This window comes from Bacteroidota bacterium, assembly GCA_034723125.1.
Classification (GTDB): Bacteria; Bacteroidota; Bacteroidia; order CAILMK01; family JAAYUY01; genus JAYEOP01.
In genome coordinates this window covers 1-6,414 of the sequence record JAYEOP010000005.1, presented here as the reverse complement: position 1 = coordinate 6,414, position 6,414 = coordinate 1, and the positions used below count along the sequence as shown (strand labels likewise).

The 6,414-nt window shown below is 31.3% G+C and carries 9 protein-coding genes; all 9 read left to right on the top strand.

The window, feature by feature from the left end:
* Positions 1-467 (top strand): RNA methyltransferase (locus U9R42_00130; protein ID MEA3494426.1); only part of this gene is annotated, 467 nt, incomplete at its 5' end.
* Between the two features lie 292 nt (positions 468-759).
* Positions 760-2,001 carry a DUF262 domain-containing protein gene (locus U9R42_00125; protein MEA3494425.1) on the top strand — a complete coding sequence of 414 codons (1,242 nt, stop codon included), beginning with the start codon at positions 760-762 and terminating at the stop codon, positions 1,999-2,001.
* Between the two features lie 47 nt (positions 2,002-2,048).
* Entirely contained in the window at positions 2,049-2,459 is a 411-nt protein-coding gene (locus U9R42_00120) for a type I restriction-modification system subunit M N-terminal domain-containing protein (GenBank protein MEA3494424.1), read from the top strand.
* Positions 2,456-3,481, top strand: coding sequence for a PDDEXK nuclease domain-containing protein (locus U9R42_00115; GenBank protein ID MEA3494423.1), 1,026 nt, complete (start codon positions 2,456-2,458; stop codon positions 3,479-3,481). The genes U9R42_00120 and U9R42_00115 overlap by 4 nt, the downstream gene beginning before the upstream one ends.
* 20 nt (positions 3,482-3,501) lie before the next feature.
* Positions 3,502-4,677, top strand: a complete 1,176-nt coding sequence (locus U9R42_00110) for a restriction endonuclease subunit S (protein ID MEA3494422.1) — start codon at positions 3,502-3,504, stop codon at positions 4,675-4,677.
* Between the two features lie 54 nt (positions 4,678-4,731).
* Entirely contained in the window at positions 4,732-5,151 is a 420-nt protein-coding gene (locus U9R42_00105) for a GxxExxY protein (protein ID MEA3494421.1), read from the top strand.
* 11 nt (positions 5,152-5,162) lie between these two features.
* Entirely contained in the window at positions 5,163-5,390 is a 228-nt protein-coding gene (locus tag U9R42_00100; GenBank protein MEA3494420.1) for a phage antirepressor protein, read from the top strand.
* A gap of 18 nt (positions 5,391-5,408) precedes the next feature.
* On the top strand, positions 5,409-6,260 hold the full coding sequence (locus tag U9R42_00095) for a Bro-N domain-containing protein (GenBank protein MEA3494419.1): 852 nt from the start codon (positions 5,409-5,411) through the stop codon (positions 6,258-6,260).
* Positions 6,253-6,414 (top strand): four helix bundle protein (locus U9R42_00090; GenBank protein MEA3494418.1); only part of this gene is annotated, 162 nt, incomplete at its 3' end. The genes U9R42_00095 and U9R42_00090, both read left to right, overlap by 8 nt.

Here is a 6,414-nt window from a genome sequence, read left to right as displayed (position 1 = left end):
TTTTACTTCTTGATTCAATACGAAATCCGGGAAATTTAGGAACAATAATTCGTATTGCCGACTGGTACAATATCAAGCAAATAATTTGTTCACCCGATTGTGTAGATGTTTATAATCCTAAAGTAGTCCAATCTACAATGGGCAGTATTTTTCGTGTTAAAATAATTTATCAAGAACTTGGAGAATTTATTGACAATAACAATGAATACAATTATTACAATGCCGAATTAAACGGAGAAAATATTCACACATTAAAATTTAAAAAACCCACTGCAATAATTATAGGAAACGAATCCACAGGAGTAAGTGATAATCTGACTAAAAAAGTAAAAAATAAAATATCAATTCCAAAATACGGAAATGCAGAATCCTTAAATGCAGCAGTAGCTACGGGAATTATTTTTGATAATATGTTGCGATTAACATCAGGGGATAAGAATTCTAAAGCATTGCAAAAAAATAAATGATGAGTTTTAAGAAAGGTCAAATTATTTCTGGTGGTTCAAAAAAACTAAACAATTTTTATCAAATAAATAATTATTACATTTGCAAATAAATTTTAAGATATATTCAATTTTATTAGGACATGAAAATATTAAAATTACAAAAATTTATTTTCATATTACAAACAAGGGATTTGATAAAACTGATAACCAATTGGATGACATGGATTTATAGGTTTCTGAGTATATCTGCACATAATAGAAATAAACGGAGCTTCCGTTTATACGGATGTTGTAAGCCATAAAGGAGAAAAAAATGAAGATACAAGATTACATTAACAACCGAAATAAATATAAGGTTGACTATAATTATCAAAGACCTAATGATGCTTGGTCAAAAGAAGACAAACAATGTTTGATTGACACCATTTTAAAAGGTGAACCAATGCCTATCTTTTTTATGAATTTTAAATCAGATGAAGAAGCATATTACATTGTTGATGGACAACAAAGATTAACCTGCATTTCACTATTCTATGAAAATCAACTAAAATTAAGTGAGAAGTTTTCAGGTAAAGACTTGAACGGAAAAACTTTTAATGGAGAAAAACCACTTGGAGATCTAGACAAATCGAATTTTCTTGATTATGAACTAAATCTTCACATAATGGAAGATTACGATGACGAAAGAGTTAGGCTAATATTTAGCAGATTACAACGAGGGAAACCATTAAGTCTGGGTGAACGATTAAATGCGAAACCTGGAACCATTGTGGAACTGATGAGAAATTTAGCAAATCATAATTTTATTGAAAAATCAACCGCAGTTGCTAAAAATAGATATGGTGTATTTCCGGATACAGCAAGAATTATTTTTTACGAAAAATTTGGAGCAAAACAATGTGGGTCAAATGAACTATACTCGTTTTTTGATAATTACAAAGAATTAGATGCAAATTCGAAAGAGTTTAAAAATGCTAAAAATATATTAAATTTTTTAGAAAAGTGTTTTCCTACAAATCCCGGGAATTATAAGTTTTTAGAAAAACATGCTTGGGTTATTGCGGTTTACACAATGATTAGAGATTTGAAATTAACTCATTCACTCATTGGAAAGGAAGAAACAATACATAAATTTATTAGAAGTTTTCATAGCAAAGTCTACTCAGAAGATTTTAGAAACTCTAATGTTAATTATCAGCGATTTTATGACAATGTTCGTGGTGGTTGGTCTGAAAAAATAATTATGCTTCGCAGAGACATTCTTATTAGAGAATTCTTATCCAAATACCCATTAGATGAATTAGACGACAGACGACAAATATCAGACGAAGAAAAGATTTCGATTTTTTCAGAAAAGCAGAACTGTGAATTATGTAGTGCTGAATTCAAAGATTATAAAGAAGCAGAATATCACCACAAAACAAGATATGCAGACGGAGGAAAATCTGAAATTGGAAATATTATGATATTGTGTAGCAAATGTCATGATGAAATTCATGGACAAAAAATAGAAATATCTTTACCGAGTGAAGATGAAAAGGAAGAAGTGGAATAATTACGGCTTACAATCGAGTAGGCGGCTGACGGAGTAAAATATTGAATATGACAAACGAAGAAATAAAAAGATTAGAGACGGAATTGTGGGGAGCTGCTGATAATTTGCGTGCAAACTCAAAATTGACAGTAGCAGAATATAAAGACCCTGTTTTGGGCTTAATTCTCTTACGCTATGCTCAAAATAAATTTGAAGAAGCCAAAAAGCAAATAGAAAAAGATTTAGCCGAATTTGTACAACTACAAAAACTTGCTCTGAGCGGAGCCGAAGGGGAAAGTGAAAATTCTTGGACTGTAAATATTGCAGCCCTTGACCAAAATACGCTTGACCTTTCTGCCAAAAACCCCAATACACCCGAAGAAGCACCACTCAGAAAGCCATCTGAGATATTAAAAAATATGGCTGATTTAGATAAAGAAAGTGCAAGTATTTTAGAAAATATTAAAGGCTTGATATGAAAAACAAAATAGCAAATACCGACAAAAATTATAAAGGTTTAGTATCGCATATTTCCGAAATTTATATTCAGGGACAAGAAAAAGCGACTATTGCTGTTAATACGCATTTGGTAGATACCTATTGGAAAATAGGACAATATATTGTTGAATTTGAACAAAAAGGAAAAGAACGTGCCGAATACGGAACAGCATTGCTAAAAGAACTCTCAAAAGATTTAAAACTGCAACACGGTAAAGGTTTTAGTTTGAGTAATATTAAGAGGATGAGGCAGTTCTATACCGAATTTCCAAAAAGTGCGACACTGTCGCACCTTTTAGGATGGTCGCATTATGTCGAAATTTTGAAAATAAATGATAAACTTGAAAAAGGATTTTATTTACAACAATCCATTAATGAAAAATGGTCGGTACGTGAACTTATCCGCCAAAAGAAATCATCATTATATTTAAGATTAGCAGCATCGAAAGATAAAGAAGGCATTTTAGAACTATCGCAAAAAGGACAAACAATACAAAAGCCGGAAGATATAATTAGAGAACCTTACACCCTCGATTTTCTTAAAATACCCGAAATACACCAGTATTCCGAAAAACAGTTGGAAGATAAAATTATTACGCATTTAAAAGATTTTTTGCTTGAACTGGGTAAAGGTTTTGCTTTTATTGGCAGACAATACCGTGTTCCTGTGGGAAATCGACCATACGCAGTAGATTTAGTTTTTTATCACCGCATACTTAAATGCTTTGTGCTGATAGACCTAAAACGTGAAGAAGCAGGCTACGAAGATGTAGGACAAATGAATATGTATTTGGGTTATTTTGAGAACGAAGAAAATACCGAAGGCGATAACCCACCAATAGGTATTGTTTTGGCAAAAGAAAAAGATGAATTACTAATACAATATACTATGCACAATGTTTCTTCTCAACTTTTTGTAAATAAATATCAACTCTACTTGCCTAATAAGGAAGAATTAAGAAAAGTAATTGAAAGCCAACTTAATGAGGAAAATAATGGATAATGAACAATTGATAATTGATAATGGATAATGAACAATTAATAATGGATAATTCTAAGTTTCCGAATGGTTGGAAATACGGAGCGTTAGAAGATGCTTTAAAAAAAGGCTCATCTAATATTTCTTTAAATAAAGTTAAAGATGATGAAGGGGAATATCCTCTTTTTAGTGCAAAAGGATTCAATAAGAACATTTCTTTTTTTCAACAAGAACAAGATTATTTAGCAATTATTAAAGATGGTGCTGGTATTGGTAGAGTTTCTAAACACCCTGCAAAATCATCAGTAGTTGCAACAATGCAGTATTTAGTCCCAAAAGATGGATTTGATATTGGTTTTGTAGAATACTTTTTAAATGGGATTGATTTTGAAAAACACAGAAATGGAAGTACAATCCCACATATTTATTTTAAAGATTATAAATCAGAACGATTTCCAATATTACCACTCCCCGAACAAAAACGCATAGTTTCCACACTCGACCGTGCTTTTGAAGCTATAGACAAAGCAAAAGCCAATGCCGAACACAACCTGAAAAATGCTAAAGAACTTTTTCAATCAAAATTGCAAGCAATTTTTGATAATGGAAAATTGAAAGTTGAAAATGGAGAATGGGAGGCGAAGACTTTGGGGGAGGTTTTATTGAAAACAGAAACTATAAATCCAAAACAAAAACCTGATGAAAAATTTATTTATCTTGATGTTTCAAGTGTAAATAAAGAAACTAAACTTATTGAAAATACAACTTTGTTATTAGGAAAAGATGCACCAAGTAGAGCAAGGAAACTTGTGAAAACGGATGATATTATTTTTGCAACTGTTCGTCCAACACATAGTCGAGTTGCGGTAATTACAGAGGATTACGATAATCAAGTTTGTAGTACAGGGTATTATGTTTTAAGAGCAAAGAAATATTTGAATAATAACTTTATATATTATTTTCTTTTAACCTATGGTTTTAATAAACAAATGGAGAAACTTCAAAAAGGAGCCAGTTATCCTGCTGTTACAAATAAAGAAGTTGAGAGTATAAATATACCTTTTCCGAAAACTATTAATAAACAAAAACAAATAGTCAAAAAACTAAATAATCTTTCAGCCGAAACCAAAAAATTAGAAGTCATTTATCAGCAAAAAATTGTAGATTTGGAGGAATTTAAAAAGAGTGTATTGCAAAAAGCGTTTAATGGAGAATTATAAATTGTCTAAATTATGATTTTTAAGATTAAAGGATGATAGGATAAAAAATATAGTATGAAACATGAAGATTTGACACATAAAATAATTGGTTGTGCAATGAAAGTTCATTCTGCTCTTGGTAATGGTTTTCAGGAAGTTATTTATCAGCGTGCTTTGGCTATTGAATTTGAAAAGCAAGGGCTTGCTTTTCAACGAGAAATGGAAATGTCTATTTATTACGAAGGCGTGAATATAGGAACAAGACGTGTAGATTTTTTTGTTGAAGACAATATTATGGTAGAAATAAAAGCATTGATACAGTTAGAAGATGTGCATTTGGCTCAGGCAATGAATTATTGTCAAGCCTATAATTTACCAATTGGCTTGCTAATTAATTTCGGTTCAAAAAGCATGCAATTTAAAAGAGTGTATAATGTTAATCACTCTGAGAACAAAGATTACATCAGAAACAATCCTAAAATCAATAAATCATAAAAATCTTAATTATGACAATGATTGAAAGCAAAAATATAGCTCCACAAAACAAGCTTGTAGTGTTTCAGGGCAAAGAAGTACGCAGGTCGTGGTATAATGATGAGTGGTATTATTCTTTGGTAGATATTGTTGCAGTTTTATCGGAAAGTAAAAATCCAACCGATTATCTTAAAAAAATTAGAAAACGAGATGAAAAACTAAAAACCTACATAGGGACAAATTGTCCTCAGGTAGCATAAATATAAAGTGAGTATAAAATGGACAACCAACAAAATAAATTAAAATTATTTCAAGAGCAAAAAATTAGAACTCACTGGGATGAGACGGAAGAAAAATGGTATTTTTCTATTATTGATATTGTAGAAATTTTAACAGATAGTATTAATCCTCGTGATTATTGGTATCGAATTAAAAAACGGCTGGATGATGAAGAAAAAGCTGAACTGTCGACAATTTGTCGACAGTTGAAAATGCAAGCATCTGATGGGAAAATGAGGATTACCGATTGTGCAAATACAGAAGGTGTTTTTAGAATTATCCAATCAGTACCATCACCTAAGGCTGAGCCTTTCAAACGCTGGCTGGCAAAAGTTGGATACGAAAGAGTTGAAGAAATAGAAAATCCTGAACTTGCCCAAGAACGAATGAAAGAAATTTATGAGCAAAAAGGCTATCCAAAAGATTGGATTGATAAACGATTGAGAGGAATTGCCATTCGCCAAAACTTAACAGATGAGTGGAAAGAGCGAGGAATAATAGAAAAAAGAGATTATGCCATTTTAACTGCCGAGATTTCAAAAGCAACATTTGGTATGACACCAAGTGAATACAAGGAGTTTAAAAATTTGCCTACAAAATCTAAAATCAATCTTCGTGATAATATGGACGATTTAGAATTGATTTTTACAATGCTTGGCGAACGTGTTACAACAGAAATATCAAAAAAAGAAAAACCTGAAACTTTTGGCGAAAACAAAAATGTGGCTCATAGAGGTGGTAAGGTTGCAGGAGATGCAAGACTAAATACAGAAAAGGAATTAGGCAGAAGCATTGTATCTGATAAAAACAACTTAATTGATAATGGAAAATTGAAAATTGAAAATGAGTAAAACAAAAGATAATATTGTTGCTACTAAATCGTATGCTTTTGCATTGCGGATTATAAAATTATACAAATATCTTGTTTCGGAGCAAAAGGAGTATGTATTGTCAAAGCAAATTCTTAGGAGCGGTACAAGTGTTGGAGCATTAATTAGTGTCTCT